The 24026-nt window shown below is 45.6% G+C and carries 20 protein-coding genes; 6 read left to right on the top strand and 14 right to left on the bottom strand.

Annotation, left to right across the window (positions count from 1 at the left end):
* Positions 1-9 precede the first annotated feature (9 nt).
* The 5 genes from ACSR9A_RS03380 to ACSR9A_RS03360 all read right to left on the bottom strand — a co-directional run bounded on the left by ACSR9A_RS03380 (position 10) and on the right by ACSR9A_RS03360 (position 4629).
* Positions 10-570, bottom strand: coding sequence for an ABC transporter permease (locus tag ACSR9A_RS03380; RefSeq protein WP_473755596.1), 561 nt, complete (start codon positions 568-570; stop codon positions 10-12).
* Positions 571-814: 244 nt separating this feature from the next.
* Positions 815-1267 carry a MarR family winged helix-turn-helix transcriptional regulator gene (locus tag ACSR9A_RS03375; RefSeq protein ID WP_473755595.1) on the bottom strand — a complete coding sequence of 151 codons (453 nt, stop codon included), beginning with the start codon at positions 1265-1267 and terminating at the stop codon, positions 815-817.
* Between the two features lie 130 nt (positions 1268-1397).
* On the bottom strand, positions 1398-3653 hold the full coding sequence (locus ACSR9A_RS03370) for an ATP-binding cassette domain-containing protein (protein ID WP_473755594.1): 2256 nt from the start codon (positions 3651-3653) through the stop codon (positions 1398-1400).
* Positions 3654-3904: 251 nt separating this feature from the next.
* Positions 3905-4303 carry an SRPBCC family protein gene (locus ACSR9A_RS03365; RefSeq protein ID WP_473755592.1) on the bottom strand — a complete coding sequence of 133 codons (399 nt, stop codon included), beginning with the start codon at positions 4301-4303 and terminating at the stop codon, positions 3905-3907.
* Entirely contained in the window at positions 4300-4629 is a 330-nt protein-coding gene (locus tag ACSR9A_RS03360; protein WP_338556431.1) for an ArsR/SmtB family transcription factor, read from the bottom strand. The genes ACSR9A_RS03365 and ACSR9A_RS03360 overlap by 4 nt, the downstream gene beginning before the upstream one ends.
* Before the next feature lie 284 nt (positions 4630-4913).
* Here ACSR9A_RS03360 and ACSR9A_RS03355 point away from each other — a divergent pair, with 284 nt between their 5' ends.
* Positions 4914-5819 carry a deoxyribonuclease IV gene (locus ACSR9A_RS03355; RefSeq protein ID WP_473755591.1) on the top strand — a complete coding sequence of 302 codons (906 nt, stop codon included), beginning with the start codon at positions 4914-4916 and terminating at the stop codon, positions 5817-5819.
* A 143-nt stretch (positions 5820-5962) separates the two neighbouring features.
* Here ACSR9A_RS03355 and ACSR9A_RS03350 read toward each other — a convergent pair whose 3' ends face one another.
* Positions 5963-7348 carry an MFS transporter gene (locus ACSR9A_RS03350; RefSeq protein ID WP_473755590.1) on the bottom strand — a complete coding sequence of 462 codons (1386 nt, stop codon included), beginning with the start codon at positions 7346-7348 and terminating at the stop codon, positions 5963-5965.
* A 110-nt stretch (positions 7349-7458) separates the two neighbouring features.
* Between ACSR9A_RS03350 and ACSR9A_RS03345 the strand changes: the two genes are divergently transcribed.
* Positions 7459-8346 carry a LysR family transcriptional regulator gene (locus tag ACSR9A_RS03345; RefSeq protein ID WP_473755589.1) on the top strand — a complete coding sequence of 296 codons (888 nt, stop codon included), beginning with the start codon at positions 7459-7461 and terminating at the stop codon, positions 8344-8346.
* A gap of 92 nt (positions 8347-8438) precedes the next feature.
* Here ACSR9A_RS03345 and ACSR9A_RS03340 read toward each other — a convergent pair whose 3' ends face one another.
* Positions 8439-9704 (bottom strand): glycoside hydrolase family 5 protein, encoded by a 1266-nt coding sequence (locus tag ACSR9A_RS03340; protein WP_473755588.1) that lies wholly within the window; start codon positions 9702-9704, stop codon positions 8439-8441.
* A gap of 201 nt (positions 9705-9905) precedes the next feature.
* Here ACSR9A_RS03340 and ACSR9A_RS03335 point away from each other — a divergent pair, with 201 nt between their 5' ends.
* Positions 9906-11180, top strand: a complete 1275-nt coding sequence (locus ACSR9A_RS03335; protein WP_473755587.1) for a stalk domain-containing protein — start codon at positions 9906-9908, stop codon at positions 11178-11180.
* Between the two features lie 198 nt (positions 11181-11378).
* Here ACSR9A_RS03335 and ACSR9A_RS03330 read toward each other — a convergent pair whose 3' ends face one another.
* The 3 genes from ACSR9A_RS03330 to ACSR9A_RS03320 form a co-directional block, all read right to left on the bottom strand.
* The gene (locus ACSR9A_RS03330; protein WP_473755586.1) at positions 11379-11849 is read right to left on the bottom strand and encodes a GNAT family N-acetyltransferase; all 471 of its coding nucleotides are present in this window, start codon (positions 11847-11849) and stop codon (positions 11379-11381) included.
* A gap of 266 nt (positions 11850-12115) precedes the next feature.
* Positions 12116-13291: an MFS transporter gene (locus tag ACSR9A_RS03325; RefSeq protein WP_473755585.1), complete on the bottom strand. Its 1176-nt coding sequence runs from the start codon at positions 13289-13291 to the stop codon at positions 12116-12118.
* A gap of 631 nt (positions 13292-13922) precedes the next feature.
* A complete protein-coding gene (locus tag ACSR9A_RS03320) occupies positions 13923-15098 on the bottom strand; it encodes an MFS transporter (protein ID WP_473755584.1) in 1176 nt (391 codons plus the stop codon).
* Positions 15099-15339: 241 nt separating this feature from the next.
* Here ACSR9A_RS03320 and ACSR9A_RS03315 point away from each other — a divergent pair, with 241 nt between their 5' ends.
* Positions 15340-15888 (top strand): TetR/AcrR family transcriptional regulator, encoded by a 549-nt coding sequence (locus ACSR9A_RS03315; RefSeq protein WP_473755583.1) that lies wholly within the window; start codon positions 15340-15342, stop codon positions 15886-15888.
* Positions 15889-15943: 55 nt separating this feature from the next.
* Here the strand turns inward: ACSR9A_RS03315 and ACSR9A_RS03310 are convergent, their stop codons facing one another.
* From ACSR9A_RS03310 to ACSR9A_RS03300, 3 genes are read right to left on the bottom strand one after another with little or no spacing between them, the layout of a single operon-like run.
* The gene (locus ACSR9A_RS03310; protein WP_473755582.1) at positions 15944-17572 is read right to left on the bottom strand and encodes an extracellular solute-binding protein; all 1629 of its coding nucleotides are present in this window, start codon (positions 17570-17572) and stop codon (positions 15944-15946) included.
* Between the two features lie 33 nt (positions 17573-17605).
* Positions 17606-18487: a carbohydrate ABC transporter permease gene (locus ACSR9A_RS03305; protein ID WP_473755581.1), complete on the bottom strand. Its 882-nt coding sequence runs from the start codon at positions 18485-18487 to the stop codon at positions 17606-17608.
* A 27-nt stretch (positions 18488-18514) separates the two neighbouring features.
* Positions 18515-19402, bottom strand: a complete 888-nt coding sequence (locus tag ACSR9A_RS03300) for an ABC transporter permease (protein ID WP_473755580.1) — start codon at positions 19400-19402, stop codon at positions 18515-18517.
* 330 nt (positions 19403-19732) lie between these two features.
* Here ACSR9A_RS03300 and ACSR9A_RS03295 point away from each other — a divergent pair, with 330 nt between their 5' ends.
* On the top strand, positions 19733-21304 hold the full coding sequence (locus ACSR9A_RS03295; protein ID WP_473755579.1) for a response regulator: 1572 nt from the start codon (positions 19733-19735) through the stop codon (positions 21302-21304).
* Positions 21298-23091, top strand: a complete 1794-nt coding sequence (locus ACSR9A_RS03290; protein ID WP_473755578.1) for a cache domain-containing sensor histidine kinase — start codon at positions 21298-21300, stop codon at positions 23089-23091. Before ACSR9A_RS03295 ends, ACSR9A_RS03290 begins: the two co-directional genes overlap by 7 nt.
* A 143-nt stretch (positions 23092-23234) precedes the next feature.
* Here ACSR9A_RS03290 and ACSR9A_RS03285 read toward each other — a convergent pair whose 3' ends face one another.
* Positions 23235-24026 carry an SIR2 family NAD-dependent protein deacylase gene (locus ACSR9A_RS03285; RefSeq protein ID WP_473755577.1) on the bottom strand — a complete coding sequence of 264 codons (792 nt, stop codon included), beginning with the start codon at positions 24024-24026 and terminating at the stop codon, positions 23235-23237.

Genomic DNA, 24026 nt, shown 5'->3' with positions numbered 1-24026 from the left:
TTTCATTCCCTACTTTCTAACGATTTTATATTTGAACAAAAACCTGTCCGTCAGATCAAGTGACAATCCAGCTGCAACCGAAAGCATAGCAACCGTAATACCGCCAACCAACAGCAAATCCATTCGATTTAGGCCTAGGCCTGTGAAAATAATCCCCCCAAGTCCGCCCGCACCGATTTTGGCAGCCAATGTTGCACTGGCAATGATTTCGATCGTTGCCGTCTTCATTCCAGCAAGAATGATGGGCGCGGCTAGAGGAAATTTGACTTTCCATAATACTTGCCGATCGGACATGCCTGCTCCATAAGCTGCTTCCAGCAAATACGGAGGAACTTTCTCTAATCCTGCAACAGTGTTCATGAGAATGGGCGGAGTGGCCAATAAAACTAAAGCGACCAATGCTGGCCCAGTCCCTGTCCCCATAACTGGGATTAATAGCAGGAGAATGGCCAAACTCGGAACAATTCGCAAAATTTGAAATAGCGATACAACCCATCTCTCGTATTGCTTATGCTTCACACAAAGGTGTCCACAAGTCATCCCAATAAATGCAGACAACAATAGTGCCATACAACTAATCTCCAAATGCGATTTTACAGAGAACCAATAGTCGTTTGAGTGCTTGGAAAAATAAACCGATATTTGCATCCACAAATTGACGCTCAATGTGATTCCCCCCTCTACTTTCAAAAGATCATCGCATAATATGTGCGACGTTTTACGGGGATGGTAAGCGTTCCTATGAAACACAAAAGTGCTCATAGAAAACTTTATCAGGTTTTTAGTTTTATATAAAACTATATGACTAAAAAAATTAGAACTCGATCTTTCGAAGAAGTTCCATGATTTGTTTTTTTTCCTCAATGGCAAACCTGCTATAAATTTTGTCTATGAGGGATTCTGATATTTCTTCAAAAATTTTTCTAAGATCATATCCTTTCTCTGTAAGTGTAAGCCGATATACACGAGTATCCTTTAGATCCTTCTCTTTTCGGATGTATCCCTTCTTCACCATTTTATCAACCAACACGGTTACCGTTGACTTGTCTCGGTCGATCAGCTTGGATAACTCCTGCATAGTAAGGCTTTCTTGCTGATAAAGTCTAAATAAGATATCGCCATGCGATGGCGCAATATCCTTTATATTTCTTTCTCGCAGCTCACTTTCTATGAACCGATTACCCTGACGATGGATGCGACCAACTAAAGATAAAATGTATGTTTCATTCATGAGCTTTATTTTAGTTTTATATAAAACTTTTGTCAAGTACAGGACTGTTGCTTACATCAGTCAAACGAATTATTCAAAAAAATCGTTACTCAAGAAAAAGACTGCCCGTTCTGCTGGCAGCCTTGGTTGAGCCTATCAAAATTTATTCGAATATGGATTTGATGCCTTACATCAAGTATTTTCCCGTAATCGACTGCTCCGCATGGATAATCTGCCCAGGTGCGCCCTCGAACACTACCTGGCCGCCCTTGCTTCCTCCGTCTGGTCCCATATCGATGATCCAATCCGCTTGGCTGATTACATCGAGGTTGTGTTCAATGACAATCACCGTATTGCCGGCATCCACGAGGCGGTTCATAATTTCCAGAAGATGGCCGATATCTGACATATGTAGGCCTGTTGTCGGCTCGTCCATCACGTAGATACTGCCCTTCTTATGCAGCTCGCTTGCCAGCTTAATCCGCTGGCATTCCCCGCCCGATAGCGTGCTGAGCGGCTGGCCGAGTGTAATATAGTTGAGACCCACATCACTCATCGCTTGGAGCTTGCGTACTACCTCTTTGAGCTGAAAAAATGCCAATGCCTGCTCTACAGTCATCTCCAGTACTTCTGCAATGGACTTGCCATCCAGCTTGTACGCGAGCACCTCTTCTTTGAAGCGTCTACCTCCGCATACTTCACATGGCAGCTTCACGCTATCGAGGAAGGCAAGGTCTGTATACACAACACCTAGCCCTTGGCAGTTCTCGCAAGCCCCCTTGGAGTTGAAGCTGAATAAGCCTTGGCCCACCTTGTTCGCGGAAGCAAACGCCTTGCGCACATCATCCATAATGCCCGTGTAGGTTGCGGGATTCGAGCGTGTTGACACTCCCACCGCCGATTGGTCAATCACGATTGCATCTGGATGCTGGCTGAGGAATACTTCGTTTATTAGTGTGCTCTTACCCGAGCCGGCGACACCCGTAACTACTGTCAGCACTCCGGTTGGAATATCTGTACTCACGCTCCGCAGGTTGTGCAGTGTCGCATCCTTGATGGACAACTTCCCGGATGGTTGCCTGCAATCATGCTTCAGTTGGAGCGGCCGCTTCATATGGGTGCCTGTCAGTGTCCCTGACTCCAGCAGGCCTTGGAAGCTTCCTTCATATACGATGGTTCCGCCGCGGCTGCCGGCGTGAGGCCCAACATCTACGATATGATCCGCCAACTTAATCACATCGGGATCATGCTCCACCACAATCACAGTATTGCCCTTGTCGCGCAGCTTCTGGAGCAATTCATTTAACCGATGCACATCACGGGGGTGCAAGCCAACACTGGGCTCATCGAAAATGTAAGTGACATCCACCAGACTTCCGCTCAGGTGCTTCACCATCTTCACGCGCTGCGACTCGCCGCCGGACAAAGTATCCGTCTCGCGGTTCAGCGTCAAGTAGTCAAGTCCGATATCCACCAAATGCTGCAGCCGCTCCGTCAGCGACTTGGTGACTGGCGCAGCGACAGGATCATCAATCTCGCGAATGACACGAATGAGCTGCCCGACCTCCAAGGAGGACATCTCCGCAATATTGAATCCATTGATCCTGCAGCTGAGCGCAGCCTGACTCAGTCTCGCTCCGTGGCAGCTGGAGCAGGGACCTTCGGAGATAAACGGCGCAACAGCTCGTTGTGTCCGCTCGGACTTCGTCTTCACATCCTGCTTAATGTACTTGTTCATGAACTTCTCAATGATGCCTTCGAGTGTAATGTTCATCGCCTTACCGGCGAACTGCATCTCCACTTTCCCTGCCTTGCTGTACAGGAGCTGCTCCAGTTCCTCAGCCGAATAATCGTTCAGCTTCTTGCCTGGATCGAAGAAGCCCGTCTGCACGATCAGGTTCCAATCCCAAGCGTCCACCGCATAGCCCGGCAGCAGAATTGCCCCTTCATTCAACGACTTTGACATATCCACCGCTTTGCTCATGTCGACGCCCAGCCTGCGACCCATCCCATTGCACTCGGGACACATCCCTTGCGGATCGTTAAACGAGAACATGTTCGCTTGTCCAACATAGGGCTGACCCACTCTGGAGAACAGAAGACGGAGAATGGGAGAGATGTCGGTAATCGTGCCCATTGTAGAATGGGAACCGCCGCCAAGCCGCTTCTGATCCACAATAACAGCCATGCTCAGATTCTCGATCGCGTCCGTATCCGGCTGCGGGACGCGGGGCAGAAAGTTGCGTACGAACATGCTGAAGTTCTCATTCAGCAATCGCGTGGATTCTGCGGCAATCGTATCGAAGACGATCGATGACTTGCCTGATCCGGATACCCCGGTGAAGATCGTGATCTTTCGCTTGGGAATACGCAAGGATACGTTCTTAAGATTGTTTTCCCTCGCACCCGAGATTACGATATAATCCTGTTTAGATTCGCTCATGCTTAACATCCTTCCAATTCGCTATAATAAGGCTTAGACATTTGGGCAATCACAGACTAACTTTAAATATATGCACTTAGTGCGAACTTGACCCGAAACGACAAGAACATCTCAGAAATAGACGTAAAAAGGCTGCAATATACATGCAGCCTATGCAGCCTTTTTATGTGTTTATTCAGTTCAAGCATGGTTCAATGATCGTCCCCACTATTTCAGCATGGGGAATTAAGCTGTTTTAACACCGAATACGGTTATTGCTCCAATACCTGTTCAAACCCGCCGAACCAATTGGTCCAGCCATACCTAGCGCCTTCAAGTCCTTGAGTATTGGAGAATCCGGTTTGCTCAAGATGAAGATTAACCTTTCCTTCCCCTAAATCCTGCAGCGTCCAGGTAACCGTGTGCTGCTCCCCTCCGCTGGCCCAAGTATAGGACAAACGGCTTGGTTCTTCCACGATCAGTACTTCTCCGATAATAATGCCATCCCACCATTCGGACGGCTGCGTGCGGAACTGAAAACGGTGTCCAACGACGGGCTTAAAATCATTTTCCATGATCCATTTGGCAAGCTTGCTTGGATCAGTTAAAGCGGACCAAGCCTTCTCGATTGATGTCGTGTACTGAAAATCCAAAGATAATGTTAAACTCATTCTTCTTCCTCCTCAAATAGTTGGTTCAAGCGCAGCATGTTCGCACTCCAAAATTTGCTGTAGAAGCCTACCCAATCTTGAATTTCTCTGAGTGGAGAGGCGTTTAGCCTAAATCGCGTTTCTCTGCCGACTTTTCGATCAAGCACCAGCCCGGCCTCTTTAAGGATTGTCAAATGCTTGGATACTGCTGTTCGGCCCATTTGAAACTGTGCCGTTAACTCATGCAGCGGTATCTCCTCTGTTTCTGCTAACAGCTGAATCAATCGGCGTCTAGTTGGATCTGCAATCGCGTCAAACACATCCCGCATCGGGTTGTTCTCGCTCACAACACCCTCTCCTAAAAATTATTACCAAGGGACAGCCGATAATTTCACAACCTTCTTAAATTATGCAGCTCTTCGAACGTAGCGCCCACGAGGCGAGAATTTTCAATTCGACACCATTTAGTGTCACTTAAATAATAGGTCACCATTTGGTGTCGTGTCAACAACATTTTTAAACTCCGTATTATTGAATATCAGCATAAGCCATTTCCTCGAATATTCCTAAATAATCAAGGGCAGACTTCGTTTAACTTACTCTGCAAGATCATTAAACGGAGGTCTTCTGCATGCTAATTGGCAGTCATGTATCCATGGGTGGCAAAACAATGCTGCTTAGAGCAAGTGAAGAAGCTGCGTCATATGGTGCTAATACATTTTTGATATATACAGGAGCCCCTCAAAACAGTAAGCGAAAGCCTATAACCGACTATAATATTTCAGCGGGTCACGCACATATGAAGAAGCATGGCATTAGCCATATCGTTGTTCATGCCCCTTTCTTAGTCAATTTGGCCAATACGATTAACAGTAAAGTATTTGAACACAGCCTGTCTTTTATGTGTGATGAGATAGAACGGACAGCAGCTCTAGGCTCGGATCAGATTGTTATGCATCCAGGGAGTCATGTAGGCGTAGGAGTGGATTTGGGGCTCAAAAAAATAATAGAAGGACTGAACGAAGTATTGTCCCCCAAAAAACACGTTCAAATTTCCCTTGAAACAATGGCGGGAAAAGGAACCGAGTGTGGCAAAAGCTTTGAAGAACTGGCTCGGATTATCGATGGAGTTACGCACAATGAACGTTTATCTATATGTCTGGACACTTGCCACGTGCATGATGCCGGTTATGATATCGTCCATGATTTTGATGGTGTGTTAGAGGAATTTGAGCGGATCATCGGTCTAGAACGATTAAAAGTTCTTCATATTAATGATTCCAAAAATGAACGTGGTTCTCGCAAAGATAGACATGAGAACATTGGTCATGGATACATTGGATTATCGGCACTGGACTACATCGTACACCATCCTCAACTGATTGATTTGCCCAAGCTGCTGGAGACTCCCTCCTTAGGCAAGATTAAATATAAGAATCCGCCCTATAAACATGAGATCGCGTTGCTCCGAAGAGAATTAACTGTACCGGTTTTGAAACAGCTCGACCTTGATGCGAATTCAGATATGGATTCGTAATACGATTGCACTTAAAAGTTGGAACTCTTAGATAGACAAATCAAAACAACTAAAATAACGTAAAAAACAAAAGCTGCACAATTTGATTGCAGCTTTTGTTTTATTGACGTAACTCTATTTGTTTATATAACGCATCATGTTGTTTAAACCGCTTGCGATTCCGATAAACGCTGACCTCGTAAGTTCATGACGATCAAGATGGTGGCCAGTATCGTAAGGATGAATCCGAGCATTTGGAAGCCAATAGCACTGAACGCATCTCCCATGACGATTCCAATCAACAATGATGATAAAATAGTGCCCAGATATCTCGAAGTATTAAAAATCCCCGATGCGACACCGATCATTTCTTTTGGCGTGCTCTTGAACAAGGCCGCCTGCATGCCGACACCACTGAGCCCATTGCTTATTCCAAATAAAGCCAAAATCAGGATTACACTAACGACCGGTGAATTTTCATCCAATAGCATGATCCATATAGACCCGAATGTCATGAACCCTGCAGATACGATTAAAGCTGGCCGTGAACCTGATTTGTCAATCCAACGTCCAGCAAAAGGAGCAATAACAAGTGAACACAAGCCAAGGGCTAGCATGAGAATTCCGGTATCAAATTCATTGATATGACGTACCTGCTGCAAATAAGTCGGTATGCCAAAAAACAGGGAGTAAAAAAGAATATTGATGAGCATGAATTGCACATTCACCCAAGTCATTGCCGGATATTTAGCGAAGGCTCGCAAAGGGATAAAAGGTGATGCCGTTTTTAGTTCGTGTCTTATAAATGTCACGAGCGCAATACAACCGATTCCTCCTGCCAGCAGATTCCATGTTGAAAGATGTCCGGATGACTTGAACGAAAGCAGCCCAATCAGCAAACCAACCAAAGCTACCGTAAACAACAAGATACCTGGGGCATCAATCAAACCTAGCCAATTCCGAACGGACCTTTCGCCAGAAGTAGCTTCGCTTAGCTCGTCCTTAGGGATTGCTCTCCAGGCAAATAAAAAGCTTGCTAATACAAGCGGAATATTAACAAGGAAGATGCTAGGCCAGTTCCACCAATGAATTAATATACCACCAATAAAGGGGCCAATCGCTGCTGCTCCGGACAGAAATATCGCCAGGACGGACAAGGCAGCTGCTTGCTTCTCGGTAACGTAAATTCTTACAATCGCCATTCCGACCGCGACCATCATGCTTGTGCCAATAGATTGAACGATTCGAAATACAATGAGCCACGAAAAGCTCGGCGATAACGGGGCTAACATGGAGGAGACAAAGACAACAACAAGACCGGTAAGGAATATCTTCCTGCGGCCGAACAAATCACTGCACTTGCCCATGACAGGTTGAGCGACGGCACTCGCTATATAGAACGAAAAAATAATCCATGACACGTCTGTAAAATCAAGCAGATACACCTGTTGCAGCCTTGCAATGGCAACAGAAATCATCGAGGAATTTAGTGGGTTCAGCATGATTCCCAATCCCACAGATACCAATAACCATTTATTTCGATCGTTCATTTTAATCACATCTCCTTGTCTTGCTGTCATCTTACATGAAACGCTTCATTCTTTCCAACGCATTTTATGTTATGATTTAATGAACCAGAAGGAATAAGGGGCCATGTGAAATGGAGCTGCTTCAACTACAATATTTTCTGACAGTCGCCCGATGCGAGCATGTTACGGAAGCCGCAGGAAAACTGCATGTTACGCAATCCTCACTCAGCAAAACAATACAACGGCTAGAGGATGATCTAGGGGCTCCTTTATTTGATCGAATGGGGAGAAAGCTGCGACTAAACGAATTCGGAAGAACCTTTCTTCGCCGAACCGAAAAAGCCTTATTTGAATTGGAGCAAGGAAAACGGGAAATCAGTGACCTCGCAAGTCCCGAACAGGGCACTTTGGAACTCGCGGTGACCACGGCAAGCACATTGCCAAGCATCCTGCGGGAATTTCGGAAAAACAAGCCGCACATAAAATTTCATGTACAAATGGCCACCTTACGGGACATGTCCACGCTTCTTCATCGAGGAGAGGTCGATTTTTGTCTGTCCTCCCCTCCGATTGAAGGCGATGATATAGAATGTCAGATCCTGTTTGCTGATCCGATCATTGTAGCCGTTCCAGCTAGTCATCGATTTGCGGAGCGATGCAGCATATCGTTAGCAGAGCTTAAGGATGAATGGTTTGTAGGCGTGCAGAAAGGGTACGGTGTTCGTGATCTGGTGGATTCCAAATGCCAATCCGTCGGTTTTGCACCTAAGTATGTCTACGAAGGAAATGAACCCGCAAGATTAACCGCACTTGTGGAAGCAGAAATCGGCATCGCATTTATACCAAGAACAGCAAGAAACCCACGAGATCACATTAAATATCTCCAAGTAGAAGATCATCATCTGATGAGGGAAATTGCTTTATTGTCGCACAAAAGCAGGTACATTTCGAAAGCAGCTTTAGAGTTTCGTAAAGTTGTTATTGACTATTTCAGTGCAATGTCCCAAGAAATATATTAATTCCCCTCTTCGCTAGCCGAACAACAAGAAAGCCGATCCGGCTTTTAGACCGTTCGGCTCTTTTGCTGTACCTCTACTTCTATCAGTACAAACTACCATGCTTGCAGATCATGCAGTAAGGGAAAATCCGTTCCGCTGCTCGTAGACGCTATCGAAGTTGCTGTCTGCTTTGTTGGCGTCGAACCTGCTGTCTGCTTTGGAGCTTCCGAATTGCCGCCGTTCAAAGGCTTCATGATTCTGGCCAGCATTTTTTGCTTCGGCTTGTTCCATGTTTGCCAATCGTCTAACAGCAATCCGCCGGTATCTCCGCTGTTCGGATTGAGGCTCCAGTAAGTCCAATACAGATCATTCTTCCCGATGTAGTCGACAAGCGCATTTTGCCACTTGCCCTCCTTCGAAGCCGAATCGACGCTGCGGCCGCCGAACTCCCCGAGCAGTATCGGCGCGATTTTCTCCTTGTGGATGTAGCCCCAATTAGCCTCCCATACACTAGGCAGGTTGGCAGGAAATTTCTGATCGGTGAACCACGGCTGCGACGAAACACCCGGGCCGTAATCATGCGGAGAGTAAACGAGCTGGTTGGGCACTTTCAGCCGGACTGGATATTTGCGGACGCCCTTCAAATTGCCGCCCCACCAATAGGAGCCGCTCTGTCCCTTTACATTTGCGTCTACCCCTTCCACCACGATCAGCCAGTCCGGATTGACAGCGAGAATCGCATTGCCCGCCCGTTCCGCAGCCAACCGCCAGTCACTGGCTGAATCGCCGCAGCCCCAGCATACGGAACCGTGCGGCTCATTATGCAAATCGGCTCCAATCACCGTGTCGTTAGCCAGGTAGCGCTTTGCCAGCATCGACCAATCTTTAATCCAGGTCTTTTCCGGCACCGATTGGGTGTACCATCGCTCCGCCTGCCCCGCGGAGGTTGGGCGGTGACGGTCAAGAATGATTTTCATACCGCGCTTTTCCGCCTTCTGAATGAGCTTGTCCAGCAGCTGAAGCGGCGTCAGCCCCTTCAAGTCGGGATTTTTCACATAGTCGATCCCGCTTGGTTTTTTACCGGGAAGCAGCATTTCGTTCGTATACGGAATTCGCAGCAAATTGTACCCTTCTTTTGCAAGCTGGTCCAGCATGCCATCCATTGATCGTGTCCACAAGCCGTGGGGAGAAAAATTTTCCGTCTCAAATCCGAACCAGTTCACCCCGTTGAAATTAGCCGGTTGGCCCTGCTCATCGACGATACGGTTGCCCGACGTGTGGTAATAGCCCAAAGACGAGGTGGGCTTGCCTGCAGCAGTCGCCCCAATGCTCGAGAAGAGCACGGCTACCAGCAACAGGCATGTTCCTATCCATTTCATTTGATCCACCCTTTCTATTATTCAGGATTAACACAGTGCATAGCTTTGCAGTTAAGTCGCGCTAGTAATAGCCTCTCTTTGAATATATCGGATAATCAGCGTTGCTACTGTATATCACTTCATGTAATTGGAACTATATTAAAATTTTGCTATACTAATGTATGCTAGATTCCCAATTAATGAGATGGAGGAAAACATAATATGCTCTGTAAACGAGTTGGTAAAACAGTTGCCGCCACCCTTCTTGCCTTAGCCTTGCTCGGAACCAACCCAAATATCGGTGATGTCTATGCAGCACCCGCTATATCTGTCACGCTGGATCATGTTCTACTGCAATTTGATACAGCCCCGCGGATAGACAAAGGGGTTACCTACGTCCCCTTCCGGACGGTTGGAGAAGCCCTTGGAATCCATATCACATGGAACAGCCGTTCGCAAACGGTTAAAGCGACAGGCAGTGTTAAAGGACAAGTCACGGAGGTCCTTCTTCAAGTGGGCAGCACAACAGCTACTGTAAATGGAAAAAAAGTGAAGCTCGCGGCAGCACCGATCCAGCTTGAAGGGCGTGTGCTCATCCCTCTCAGTTCATTCAGCGGCCAATTCGGTGTCGCTGTAGCCTGGAATCAGACAACACGTACAGTTTCTCTTCTATCCCCACAGCGCGAAATGCATTTGAGAGCCTTCTATGCATTGCAATCCTTTCAGGAGCGGGATTTGGTTTCATCTATGAACTCGGTAGCTTTTGGCTGGAGTCGCATCGATCGCGAAGGTCAGTTTACACTTCAGGGTGACGAGTATCGGCTTCCTGACGCGGCAGGTGACGTTACCCCTCAATCCCTTGTAGCGGATGCAGCGAATCAGAGCATTAAACCGTACCTTATGGTATATGCATTAGACGGAAATGGTGAACTAACGAAGGTTTTGAGTGATAGCAGCATGCGCGAGAAGTCCATTCAGGGCATAACGGCTTCCGTTGCAGAGAACGGATTCGGAGGAATTGTTCTTGATTTTGAAGGATTGGGTTATAAATTGGATGCTGTGCAACAGCAGAAGCTGCTGAACGATTACGTTAAACAGTTGAAGGCTTCCCTGCCAAGTGACATCGCTCTATCGTTAGCAGTCCCACCCTTAAATAGTGCCTATAAAGGCTACGATTACAAGACTCTGGCTTCCCTCGCAGATGATCTCATCATAATGGCTTATCAGTATAATCCTGTCGGCACCAAGTCACAGGTACCCGAACCCAATAGTCTAGTAGATCAGGCGATTCAGCTTGCGCTCGATGCTGGTGTTCCTAAGCAAAAGCTCCTACTCGGCATAAGCCTAAGCAGTGAAACGCCCTCTTCCATCAACGACAAGCTGGGTCTTGCCAAGCGTTATGATTTGAAAGGTGCCGCTTTCTGGCGCCTAGGATTATTTCGTGCCTATAATGATCAGATGGAAAGCGCTGTGAATGCCTCAGTTGTAAAAGAGTAGGAAAACACAAATTCGTACATTTAGATTTGGTTATTTGCCAATCATTGAACCGAATCTCCTGATTCAGCGAATTTTATCATTCCATTTATATAGGAGATTTCGGTTCAATTACTTTAGGCGGAAAGGTACGATCATCCTGCCGAGCTGGCTGCGCTTCACGCTTCAAAATAGCTTGGCCGGATGCAAGGCTATTTGAGATCAAGCCTGCTTGAGCACCAAATCTTTTTGAAACGCTAGTACCTCATCCCACTCCCCGTGAAAAACCGGTATTCGATAGTACCCTACTCTTTCATAAAGCGCTGCCGCTTCCGGCTGCTTGGGACCTGTTTGCAGTTTTAGATTGCTGTAGGAAAATTCGCGGGCAAGACGCTCCGCTTCGGCGAGTATCGCCTGAGCAACACCCTTGCGGCGGAAATCTGAGCGTGTGTACATGCGCTTGACCTCAACCGATGTTTCATCAAGGAGCCTGATTGCCCCACAGCCTACAGGGTAACCGTCCAGACGGGCAACAATAAAGGCTGATCTTGGTGCCTCCACGTCGGATGGCTTGAATCCTGCCGTCCCATCACCGCCATACAACAAACCCAGTTCTTCGCTAAGCTCCCTAATTAATTGCTCGGAATCCTTGCTTCGTACATCTTCAGCAGCAGCAAGCACGATAGAAGACATTTACAAAAACCCCTTTATCTCATTGGAATTATTGGTTTAAGTGATTTATATAAATTATCATGAACGATCCCGAGCGTCAATTGCTCCATCGATTGAATTTTTCGATAAGCAAATAGATTGTAATGCTATTTTTAAACGTGAAGGGCTGGAAAATTTGATTATATTTCGAATTCATTTTTTCTCCTCTTTTCATTTGTTTTATTGATGGCCGCCCTGCCCTGCCTTGCCTTGCCTTGCCTTTCTTTGTTTTACCAAATCACATACACTTATTTCGAAATAAGTGGCTCCTTATTAAGAGGGTGCCGTTGATTGTTTTTCAACAATCGTTTCACAAAAAATGTGAAAAGCAATAAGGAAAATACTACTGACACGGCGCTGACCGTGAACAATGCCTGGTAGCTCATATACTGGGAAACCCAGCCTAGCATGATCGCGCCTAGTCCAATGCCAAGATCATTAGCCGTCGATATGGAGGCATTGGCAACTCCTATACGGTCCGGATGAGCGAGACGTATGGTTGCCGCTTGAAGAGCTGGCTGCGCAGAACCGAAGCCGATTCCATATAGAACCGCTGATAAAAGCACACCGATCAAGCCGGTCGAGAGACTCAAGACAAGCACGGCAGCGATAGTAATTACAAGGGCTGGTACAATGACCGATATCTCGCCGTATCGATCCGAAAGTTTTCCCGAAATGGGACGACTGAGTGCCAGTGATGCGGCAAAGGCCAGAAAGAACGCGCCGGAATTGACCTGGATTGACTTAGCAAACAGTGGAACAAAGGTCGTAATGCCCCCATAAGCGATGAACAGAAAAAAAACCGATGCCGCAATCGGCAAAACCGATTTTTCGAATAACTCGATTTTTCGCACGCCCGGTTGCGGCCGAAATGGCATTTTTGCACCTAGCATCAGGAGCAGCGCTGCCGCAGAGAGGATGACCGCGATTAAAAACAAAGCGCTGTACGATTGGTTCTCTGTCACCCAGATGCCGAACATCGGCCCGATGGCCATAGCCAAGGTCATGGACGTACTAAACCATCCCATTCCCTCTCCGCGGCGGGCCGGCGGGATCATATCCGTAATCGCAGTCATTGTAGCGGTGGTGGAAACGGCCCAGCTCATCCCATGCAAAATTCGGAGTCCCATCAGAACGATGATTCCCCCGACCCAGTTATACATGTACATTGCCACGATGAACAGAATCAGCCCCCAGATGAGAAACGGGCGCCTGCCGAAACGGTCTAACAGCCCGCCAACGAGCGGCCGAAAAAAAACGGCGGACAGCATAAATGCTCCCATCGCCAGCCCGACCTGCGATTCATTGCCGCCCATCTGTGTAATGAATAACGGCATCGTCGGATAAAGCATATAAAAGGCGTTAAATAAGAATAGGTTGCCTATAGTCATGAGCGTAAACGATTTCGTCCATAGCCGTTCCACTGTTCTTTCCTCCTCTAGAGCAAACTACTTTTATGCAAGCGTTCACTCGTCTGTTTTATATAGTCCGTTCTCTTTTTTCGGATCATATAAAGCAGTGTATCGTCTGGAGTGGACTCCAAGTCAATAATGATTTTTCAAACATCAATATAGAGCATCTTGATCCATTAATGAACAACCGCTATATCATTGTCTATTATTAGTGAAAGATTGGTGACCCTAGTCGGCTAAAGTGGATTGAAGAATACTCAAAACACAGGAAGCCTTAAAAAAAGCCGTAATTGATCTGCTGGACAAACTCATTGAAGGACACATAACCGTTTTAAGCGAAATGTGCAAAACAGCATCCGATTTGGAGTTTACCGAATCCACGCTAATGTGGACCGAATACTTTGAACTTCATTATTCATTCTTTTCCATGATGCTCGCGAGTAAAGGTGCCCCTATTTTCGCGGTCGGTTTCTTGACTTGCTTATTGAAGAATTAACGAATATTGAAGAATTAACGAATGAGGTCGAGGTAAGCATGGGCAAGAATGAGCTGTATGTAAAAATGCAGCCCGCAACTGCGCTAGCTCAAGAACCTTAATGGTCTTGAGCTTATTTTCGATTTTCGGGGCAAAATAATGTCGATTTTATTGTTCTGCAAATGGAAGTTTTGCCGGATTATATAGGTAGATTCTCAGTAAAATAGATACCAAACTCAATACTAAGAATAATACGCCTGCTAAAACGATGTACGCTGTACCCATGCCTGAAATGAACAATCCACCGACTGCTGTACCTATCGTTATTCCTAAATTACCACACGAAAGAAACAATCCATTCGAGAAATCAGGAGCTTCTGGAGCCGAAGAGACAATCCAATATTGACTGATCAAATTGCCTATTGCAAAAAATAAGCCCCAAAATAAAATGGTTATGATCATAGGTCCAGTTGACGTACCCGTTACAAATGATAATAGATAAAAGCAGCCTAATATAATTGGAAAAAATACGACTGTTTTCATTGCATTTTTAGAGAGCAGCCTTCCTCCCGCAACGTTTCCAATCAAGCTGGCCAAGCCATATAAAAATAACACCAAGCTTAACGTTTTCCCTGAAATATGCGTAATGGATTCAAGATATTCTGCAATGTAACTATTCACACTAGCCCCTGCTGAGCCTATAAATACAACAGCAGCAATAGCTAACCAAGTAATCGGTTTTTTTAATACGCTTAATTGAGCTCCATATGAAAGCTTCACCGTAACGGGCATAGATGGTACAAATATCCAGGTAGTGATAAATGCCAGAGCGTTTATGACAGCAAAAAATAACAGCGCCATTTCTACAGAAGTTTCATTAGCAATATAATTTGTGATCGGTACACCAAGTACCATTCCTGCGGTCACTCCCAGCATGACTTTAGAAATTGCTTTTGGAGCTTCTTCCTTGCTGACGGAGCTAGCAGCTGCTGTCAAAGCCAATGAACAATAAATGGGATGGAAAAAGCCCGGAATAATACGAGCAATTAGGGCAATTGTAAAGGTTGGTGCAAATAGGGCTGCTAAATTACACACAACAAAAATGCCGAGCACAATCAGCATGACTTTCTTGCGGTTTATACTGGAAAATAATAACGGCATTGTGGGGCCAGCGATCGCAACAGCAAGTGCAAATAGGCTTACTAACAACCCTGCCTTGGAAACACTGACATCAAAATAATCGGCGATTTGTGGCAATATCCCGACGACTCCCATTTCAGTTGTTAAGATGCCGAAAACTCCAAAAATTAATATATAAATAAATAATTGATTTTGCTTGATCATACTCCCTATCTCCTTCACTTCTGTTTTTATACGTCCTGTAACATTGGCGTCTTAATTTGACCTTAATCATTCCCCCAAGAAAAATGAACATTAAAAATGCACATTGATGAATTATTGCGCTTATGTGTATTATTGTAGATGATAGAGGCTGACCGCAATTGCTAAAAGACGATAAATCGTGCATTAATGCACAGTTAGCAGAAAATTGAATACTATTTCAAGAAAGTTAGGTGACTTTTTAGTGTCTAAGGTAGATCGGAGAATACTAAAATCTCAAGAAGCGATAAAAAAAGCGGTTATTGTATTGATGTCCGAGAAAAATTTTGATCAAATCACGATTCAGGATATTTCTGACAAAGCCAATGTTAGCCGCAGAACGATATATCTTCACTACATGGATAAATTTGATTTATTGGATAAGCTTATTGAGGAACATATTAACGAGCTGCGGGAACTGTGTGAATCGGAAACGGAATCAAATGCTGCTGGCGAGGGCATGAGTTGGTTTGATTACTTTTCACGTAACTATTTATTTTTTTCAGCCTTGTTAGTGAGTAAAGGTGCACCCTTCTTTCGCAGCCGCTTCCTTGCGTTTGTAATAGAGGATATCAAGCATGGATGGGAAATGACGGAGGGGAAAGCTCGCGGAATAGATGTAGATATCCTTGTTCAATTTTTTGCGCCAGCTTATGTAGGAATTATGGAATGGTGGTTTATCAACGAAATGCCTTATCCTCCTCATATCATGGAAGAACAAGTAGCCAAACTGTTGGAAATGAATCTTTCATAATTAAAATGCTAAGCAAAAAGGGAGAAGCCACTGCGGCTCCTCCCTTGATTTACGCTTATTCCCACAACTTCATCCGTGCTTCATATTTCTCATTAGCGATAGCTTCCAGCTTGTCCATGCCGATAGCATCCATTTCCTTCAACATGCTATCGTATTGAGAGACGGCCTCACCTTCCGATTTAGCCATAATGATTTTGGCGATGCTGCTTTTCTTGATGTCTTCATATTTCTGGGCAATCAGCGCTTCCGGTGTCCCAGCATCCGGGCCCAGGTTCTCATACTCGGAGGTATCCCAGATGCTGTCCCCTAGAGCCTCTTTGGAATGAAGGTTTCTGGAATCCCTGTTATATTTGGTTGCCATATCAAATGGCGTTCCGTCACTGCCGCCGCCATTGTTGATGAACCAGGTATATCTTCTAATGCCGGTAGCTTCAACCGTCTTATCCCACTCACTCTGGAAGCGCTCTACAATGTCACCGATAGGCGTGTGCTTGCCATCCTTCATTTCCCAATCTTTTCCTTCAACGCCCCACATCAGCAAATATTGCCCTTCTTCACTAGCTAAATAGTCAAAAAACTTAATCGTCCGCACAGGGTCCGGATTGCTTTTGGTAATCCCAATCGCATCCCAGCCAAGCGAGCTTCTTCCCCCATAAGTAGTCTTATCTGCATCCACTCCCGGAGCTACAACTTTGTAAGAGAAGAACTGGCGATCTGCATTCTCAGTTCCGTCAGACGATTTTCTCAAAATAGAGTTTGATGTGTCTAGCTGCCAACTGCTCCCTTCCGTAGAGAACACATTGCCGTTAGCGGTCTTTTGCTTCCAGGTTTCTTCTTTATTTACGACAAACTCTGGGTCAACAAGCCCTTCACGATACAGCTTATTCAGATAAGTCATCATCTCTTTATACTGTGGATCTCTTACATCCTGCTTTAAGGTGCCGTTGTCATTGAAATACGTTTTCATTCCGAACATCCCTTTGTAAGTAGACAGCAGCGTACCATAATTGCTGTAGTCCCAAGTAGCTCCAATGGCTGTTTTCCCATCGATGGTCGGGTATTTCTCTTTGAATTTTTTCAATAGCGTATAATATTCCTCCGAGGTGAACGGTGTAGTCGGATTATCGGCACGTTCCTTCTCACCCAGCTCGATTAACAGGTCCTTCCGTATCTGAATACCGTTAACCGGCTCCTTCTCAAGCGAATACCAATTGTTCAGATAATACGTCTTGCCATCCGCACTTCTTGATTTGCTAATGGTATCCCCGTACATTTTCTTAATATTCGGGCCGTATTTGTCAATCAGCTCATCTAAAGGAATCAGCGCCTCTGCAGCAATATATTTATTGATAAGGTCGTCGGTCCGCGAGATCAGAACGATGTCGGGAAAATCGTTGCTGGCCAGCATCAGGTTCAGCTTTTCTTCGGCGTTGCCAGTAGTCGGTATCATTTCAATGGTGACGCCCGTTTTCTTGGTGATTTCCTGCGCTACTGGCGTAGTAAATGCCTGGTCGAAGTTTTTGTCAAAAAACTTCAAGGTAATCGGAGCTGTACCGCTGCTTTCGGCATTGGCATTTGTATTCGTCGTTGCGGCCGAATCGTTGCCGCTTGCGCAGCTTGCCAGCAGGGTAGCCACCACGCTAAGGGTCAAGCCTAGCTTAATGGTTTTGCTCACTTTTTTCATTGTCAATCCCCCCATGTAAGTAGTGTTCTATGGTTACATTTTAACGGAACCCAGTGTCATGCCTTCGGCGAAAAAGCGCTGTACTAACGGATATACTAATAATATTGGCAAAGTGGCAATGATCGTAATCGCCATGCGAATGCTTTGTGGTGAAATAGCCTGTCTGTTGGAGGCATTTGCTCCGCTGGTCATTTGACTCGTGTCCGCTTGGTTGAGAATTTGCACCAGCTTCGCTTGCAGCGTCTTTAATTCGATACTGCTGGTAAAGGCATAGGAATCGAACCATGCATTCCATTGGTCAATCGCCAGAAACATACCCACGGTAGCCAAAACCGGCAAACAGAGCGGCAAATACACTTTGAAAAAGATTTGCAGATCGTTTGCTCCATCGATCTTTGCCGATTCTTCTAGCTCCCGCGGCAATTCGTTGATATACGTGCGAACTATAATCATATAGAATACATTAACTAGGCTGGGAACAATAAATACCCAGAATGTATCCAGCAACCCTAGCGACTTGAGCACCATATAATACGGAATCAAGCCGCCAGAGAAATACATAGTAAACAGGAAAATAAAGGTCAGTGCTTTTCCTCCCGGAATATCCTTGCGCGACAATACGTATGCCAGCATCGTGATCGTGAACAGGGACAGCGGTACACCGACCAGTGTTCTGGCTACTGTCACGCGCAGGGCACTCCAGATTTGCGAATCACCGAGCACGGTTGCATAACTTTGCAGGCTGAATTGTCTCGGCCAGAAGGAGATCCCTCCCCTCACGGAATCCGTGGCATCATTCAGGGAAATCGCTAAAATGTTCAGGAAGGGCAGGAAGGTAACGAAGAATAAAGCCAATAATATCAAATACACCAGACCTTTGAAAATAAAATCATCCCAGTCGAACGCTCTTCTCAAGCGCCTCACCCCTTCTAACGTATGATCTTAGAACAACGCTCTCTTAAAGACCCGGTTTATGGTGGTCAGTAAAAGAATCGAAATGATTGATTTGAACAGCCCCACTGCTGCGGCATAGGAGAACATCCCTTGGCTAAGCCCATAGCGGTACGTATAGGTGTCAATGACATCGGCTGTAGCCATAACAGACTCATTCTGCATCAGATAATATTGGTCAAACCCGGTATTCATTACGTTAGCAACGGCTAAAATAAGCAGAATAATGGCAGTCGGCTTTAGGCTTGGCAGCGTGATATGCAGCATCTGCTTCCATTTGTTTGCCCCATCGACCGTTGATGCCTCATACTGTTCAGGATTAATGCCGGCAATGGCTGCTAAATAAATGATGGAATTGTAGCCCATAGACTTCCATGTGTTAGCGCTTGCGATAATGCTCCAGAAATAATTTTTCTCTTGAAAAAACAAAATGCTCTGGTCGATCAGTCCCAAGCTTTTCAAAATGCCGTTGACCATTCCGTCCGAGGAAAGCAGCGTAATAAAAATGTTGGCCGCAATAACCCACGAGACGAAATACGGCAAATAGGCCACGGATTGTACGGTCTTTTTAACAAACCGATTCTTCACCTCATTCAGCGCCAACGCGATAATAATGGGAGCCGGAAAGCTAATCAATATCGTCAGTGTGCTGGAGAGCAGTGTGTTGCGCATAAGTCGAAGGAAATCACCACTGTTGTAGAAATATTCAAACCAATCCAAACCAACAAATTTGCTTGTGAAAAACTGCGTCCAAAAATCTCCGCCGGGCTGATAATTGATAAATGCCATATAGAGCCCGAACATGGGAGCATAGCTGATGGCAATGACCCAGAAGAGCGCGGGTAAGAGCATCAGATATAAATATTTTGCCGATTTCATTCGGCGCCAGGTCTCTCCTCTGGCCCTCTTGTTCTTTTTTTGTTTGCTGATTGGTGACGAAGCTAGCTCCATTCCCATATGTTCAATCCGTCCTTTCCCGCTTCTCTTGCTGTAATCTCTGCCGGACACCGACTATAGCTAAATTATAAGAGTGCTATCATCTATCCATCTATACAACAATTGAATGATTAATAACGCAAAACGCCTTAGTTGCATCCACACTGTTTCAATATTTAACAAAACATAACCCAAACCGCCAAAGCTACCCCTGCCTTTATTGTTCAATTCCGTCCTAGCACCTAGAATAGAAAGACGTAAGGGGGCTATTACATGTATTCGCTGCTGCTCGTGGAAGATGAACGAATCGAGATGGAATTGCTGGAGCACTATGTGCCTTGGAAAGAGATGAATATCCGGGTTATAGGCACAGCTAAAAACGGGAAAGAGGCTCTATTTAGACTAGAAACCTTCATACCCGATATTGTGCTCACCGATGTCCGGATGCCGATTATGGACGGGCTCGAATTTGCTCGGCGAGCGAGACAATTGAATAAGGACATTAAAATTGTATTTCTGAGCGGACATAATGAATTCCAATATATTAAAGAAGCATTATCCGTCGAGGCTGCGGGTTATCTCTTGAAACCTTTAGATATGGAAGAGCTGCGTGATCTGATGGAAATAGTCAAGAAAAAATGTGAGGAGGATGAACTAATCCGCCGCAATCTGGACACGGCCAAAGAACGTCTTATGGCTAAATGGCTGTTGGAAAAAGATGTGGACGCCCGCCGGGACTTGGCCGATCAACTGTTTAAGCTATCGCTGCCCTTGCCTTCTCTTGCTGCTTACGCAGTGGCCCATATCACGCTTGATCAAACGTATGGAAACCTGGGCAATCAACATGATCCAAGATCCTCTTTGATTGCAGCATTGCAATCCATGGTGGCAGAAGATTTTGACTATACGATGGGGATCGAACTCGAGGAGCGGGCTATTGGACTGATTCTGATGTCACAAAGCAAGCCATTTGCTGCTGAAATGGACAAGCCTTATTGGGAAAAAGTGCTTCGCGCCTTGTCTGCCTCCTTGGATACTTGCCGGCTGACGATCGCTTTATCGGAGGAAGGCCAATCCGTGGAGGAATTGCCCGGTCTATATAGGCAGGCTAAACAATGCAATGAGTGGAAGTTCTATTTGGGCACAGGCAAAGTGATTACTCCCAGTGATGCCATAGTTACTACGGCGGTGCAGATCAAGTCAGAAGTCTATGCGGCAGAACTATGCCGCGCGCTTACGCTTGCCGATGAGCCTGCAATGAAAGCAGTTATTGTGGAATTTCTGGGCAGACTGAGACAAGAGCAGGTTCGTAAAAATGGGGTCATCTCCCACCTGCTTGGCTTGCTGAGAGAAGTGGAGCATGAGTTCTCATCACTGCTCGTGAATGCGTCTGGCAGCATGCTGTTCATCAATCATTGGGAGCAGCTCTCACTGCTTCCTTCTATGGATGATCTGGAGCAGTATGTGCTTGAGGTTTGCCGCCAGATTATCGCTATGATTCAGAGCCGTACGGACTCTCAGGCCTATAAGCTGCTGCAAACGATAACGGAGCTGATTCAGACTCGCTTCTCCACCCCCTTAACGGTCGAAGAAATCGCCAAGGAAGTCTATCTCTCACCAAACTATGTGCGGACGCTGTACAAAGAAGCCTCTGGAGAGACGATCCTAGAAGCCATTACAAGGTACCGGATGCAGGAGGCCACAAAACTGCTGGCAAACAAGGGGTTGAAGGTGCATGAGATAGCACGCGCGGTTGGATACGAGAATGTATCGTATTTCTGCTCTGTGTTCCTAAAGCACAAGGGCTGTACACCTAATGAGTACCGCAAAAAAATGATATGGTAAAGTTGGTGAATGGTTTGTATACGCTGTGGAAATGGATAGGCACCCTATTTCTGAACATGAATTTGGGGAGGAAGCTGTTTGCCGTCTTTTTTGTGGCGTCCATCCTGCCGTTGTCCCTACTAATTTATTATTCTTACACAACGGTACGCAACGAATTGAAGGATCAGGCCTATGCCTCGATGATCTCCACGACCACGCGGATCAACAGTAATCTCCAAAATAAACTAGACTATTATGTTAAAATATCCAACACCCTATTTTTAGACGGAAACTTGCGCGGCTATTTGACCCATGAATACAATGACAACCGTTTATATTTAGAAGCGTACACTTATTTCGATAATCTCATAAGCTCAGTAAGGATCAGCAATCCTGAGCTATCGGGCATTACTATCTACACGGCCAATCACTCCCTACCCAAGGACAATGTGCTCATTAAAGCGCTGGACGAGAATGTGAGCAAGGACGGTCTTTTCCAAGCGCTGGAGGGTAGTTATGGAAATGCCGTCTTCCTGCAAGAATTTTCTGGCGAGGGCCATCCTCCCACACTGACACTAGCCCGCCTGCTCAACAATTACAGTCTCAATTATCCTTACGGGATATTATCCATGAACATTGCTGAGGCGGATATTTACTCGCTGATTGTCCAGGAAGATGAGAACAAAACCATCTATATCGTGAATAACGAGGGCAACATTTTGTCCAGCAAAAACAAATCGGTATTGGGCTCATCCATTCATGCTCTGCTGCCTGATCCTTTTCCCGAAGCCGCTTCAGGAAAGTTTGACAGTACTTACAACGGGGAACGGGTACTTGTCGTATACGATACGCTGAATTCCGGCTGGAAGACGGTTACGATTGTTCCGTACAACGATTTTGCCAGCTTGGCCAAAGCCGCCGCTGCACGCTTAATGCCTGTGGCCCTCATCTGCCTACTGCTTGCCATTTTGCTCATTTATATTACGGCCAGGCTGTTTACTCGCAGAGTCATCTATCTGCTTAGAATGATCCGCCGGGTCGAACGTGCCGAATTTACCGGAGCGCAGCTGGAAATGGGCAATGATGAAATCGGACAGCTGAACCAGGCTTTCCACAACATGTCGTTGCGAATTAACAACCTGATCAACGAGGTGTACAAGAAGGAGATTGCCAAGCAGGAAATTGAGATGAACGTATTGCAAGCGCAGATCAACCCACACTTTCTTTACAATACGCTAGCCTCCATCTCTTCGCTGGCGATTAAACATGAGGATGCCCGTATTCATAGAATGGTTACCGATCTGGCAAAATTTTATCGGATATCCCTCAACAAAGGAAAGCATCTCATTTCAATTAACGAAGAAATTACGTTAACGAAGCATTATATGGCTATTCAACAGACCCGATTTGAAGGGCTGCTGCATATGCATTATCAGGTTGATGACAGCCTGCTGCCAAAGCAGATTGTCAAGCTTACACTGCAGCCCTTCGTAGAAAATTGCATTAACCATGCGATTTGGGATGATGAAGCCAGACTGAATATTATTATTCGCGGTTATCAGGACGGCGAAGACATTGTGCTGGAAGTTATTGATGATGGTATGGGGATGCCTGCGGGGAAAGCTGCTCATATTCTGGGAAACAGTCACAGCAGCAGCGAGCATTCCTCTGGCTATGGAATTGCCAATGTCAACTCTCGTTTGGGGCTGCTGTTTGGTGAAGGCTATGGCGTGAAGATTTTCAGTGCACTTGGCATCGGGACCCAGGTTAGCATTCGAATCCCGGCTTCTGGAATCCCACGTGAATGAATGATAGCCATTAACTAATTCATATTTGTTGACATTGACGACCTTTATCGAAGAAACGGCAGCCCATTCAAGGGCTGCCGTTTTGCATTAATAGTCTTATTTCAGAAATATAACATAAGTCATGAAAAATATCTTTCAATCATTTATTCCGATAGTTCCGATACCGTTTCATGAATGCTTTCCGGGAATGAAATCATGTTCCGGTGATTTTGTTCAGAGCCTATTGGATCGTCTTGCTTCAAGATTACCAAAGATTCACGATCAACGCCTAATCCGATATAAAGCCGTTTCTGACTCATAGAGTCCAGCACGAATCCTTTATATAATGCTTCTAATTCAAAAAACTTCTTATCCTGGACAAAGTTTTTGTTATTTCTTATGTTTGGAAGCATCTCACCGCCACATATAGGACATTTAGGGATGAGTTCCAGCGGTATTTTATAATCAACAACACTCTCGGCCATTTCCATTATCGGTATTTCACTAGAATAGACCCTGTCATGGCAGCCAATTGCACACTGTAGTTTCCCGTAATTGCCTTGAACCTCAAATATTTTGTCAGATGAAAAACCTGCCAGCTCGAATTGGCTGTCGACAGTCATGGTCAGCACGAAATATTGCTTCTCATTTATCAAGCTATATAAATCCTTGTAAAGACTGGCAGGACCAGCTTCATACCGAGTATGACGGAGTAATTTTGCCCAAAAGCCCCATTTGTCCTCTTGTGCAGGGAACGTAGATAAGCCAGACGCATACATATCGTTTAAAGAAAGATGACGAATACTTGGTGCAAAATTGTCCGTAAACCTTTTCCCGCTATACAGTATGCTAGCAGCAGCCGAAATACCCCCGCCTCCACCTAATAGAATATATTCAGCCTCTGCTATAGCCTGTTTTGCTTTTTGTATGCGTGCTTGAAAATGATCGAGCTCCAA

The sequence above is a fragment of the Paenibacillus sp. R-74696 genome, from assembly GCF_055814915.1.
This window is presented reverse-complemented; position numbering and strand designations above follow the sequence as displayed.

Bases quoted from the DNA above. Each gene is read 5' to 3' on its own strand.
- ACSR9A_RS03330 (WP_473755586.1), bottom strand. From the start codon at position 11,849: ATGTCTTCTATCGTGCTTGCTGCTGCTGAAGATGTACGAAGCAAGGAT.
- ACSR9A_RS03320 (WP_473755584.1), bottom strand. From the start codon at position 15,098: ATGATCAAGCAAAATCAATTATTTATTTATATATTAATTTTTGGAGTT.
- ACSR9A_RS03365 (WP_473755592.1), bottom strand. From the start codon at position 4,303: ATGAGTTTAACATTATCTTTGGATTTTCAGTACACGACATCAATCGAG.
- ACSR9A_RS03350 (WP_473755590.1), bottom strand. From the start codon at position 7,348: ATGAACGATCGAAATAAATGGTTATTGGTATCTGTGGGATTGGGAATC.
- ACSR9A_RS03295 (WP_473755579.1), top strand. From the start codon at position 19,733: ATGTATTCGCTGCTGCTCGTGGAAGATGAACGAATCGAGATGGAATTG.
- ACSR9A_RS03340 (WP_473755588.1), bottom strand. From the start codon at position 9,704: ATGAAATGGATAGGAACATGCCTGTTGCTGGTAGCCGTGCTCTTCTCG.
- ACSR9A_RS03370 (WP_473755594.1), bottom strand. From the start codon at position 3,653: ATGAGCGAATCTAAACAGGATTATATCGTAATCTCGGGTGCGAGGGAA.
- ACSR9A_RS03335 (WP_473755587.1), top strand. From the start codon at position 9,906: ATGCTCTGTAAACGAGTTGGTAAAACAGTTGCCGCCACCCTTCTTGCC.
- ACSR9A_RS03345 (WP_473755589.1), top strand. From the start codon at position 7,459: ATGGAGCTGCTTCAACTACAATATTTTCTGACAGTCGCCCGATGCGAG.
- ACSR9A_RS03380 (WP_473755596.1), bottom strand. From the start codon at position 570: ATGGCACTATTGTTGTCTGCATTTATTGGGATGACTTGTGGACACCTT.
- ACSR9A_RS03310 (WP_473755582.1), bottom strand. From the start codon at position 17,572: ATGAAAAAAGTGAGCAAAACCATTAAGCTAGGCTTGACCCTTAGCGTG.
- ACSR9A_RS03300 (WP_473755580.1), bottom strand. From the start codon at position 19,402: ATGAAATCGGCAAAATATTTATATCTGATGCTCTTACCCGCGCTCTTC.
- ACSR9A_RS03355 (WP_473755591.1), top strand. From the start codon at position 4,914: ATGCTAATTGGCAGTCATGTATCCATGGGTGGCAAAACAATGCTGCTT.
- ACSR9A_RS03290 (WP_473755578.1), top strand. From the start codon at position 21,298: ATGGTAAAGTTGGTGAATGGTTTGTATACGCTGTGGAAATGGATAGGC.